This is a genomic window from Phytoactinopolyspora endophytica (assembly GCF_004138495.1).
In the GTDB taxonomy this organism is placed as follows: domain Bacteria; phylum Actinomycetota; class Actinomycetes; order Jiangellales; family Jiangellaceae; genus Phytoactinopolyspora; species Phytoactinopolyspora endophytica.
The window spans coordinates 19,453-19,788 of record NZ_ML142852.1; the positions used below are offsets into that span (position 1 = coordinate 19,453).

General features: G+C 71.7%; 1 protein-coding gene. It reads right to left on the bottom strand.

Annotated elements, in window-relative coordinates; translation table 11 throughout:
• A partial coding sequence (locus ELR45_RS37250) for a hypothetical protein (RefSeq protein ID WP_205856252.1) occupies nucleotides 1–336 on the bottom strand: 336 nt, incomplete at both ends.

A 336-nucleotide genomic window follows, 5' to 3' on the forward strand; every position in this document is an offset into this window, starting at 1 on the left:
GTACGGTCCAGACGCTGCCGATCCCGCTCGGCCAGCAGCCGGCTCACCTCGTCGTCCCATTCGACCATGGCCGCCGCGGCTTCCAGATCGACGTCGCCCGAGGCGACCGTCCGCACCATGGCCGCTCCTTCGGCAATGGTGGCGCGCCGTGCGCCCAACGGGTCATACGGCCACTGCCAGGTCGGCGCATTCTCGGTGAGCGGGTTCGTGTCGCCCGGTTCGTCGATCCAGAGCGCGATCTCTCCGGCACCGGCGCGGCAGGCGTCGCGGATCTCCGCGAGGAACCGCGACGGCTCCCGCGGCCGTACCGCATCGTCCCACCGGTACCCGCTGCAG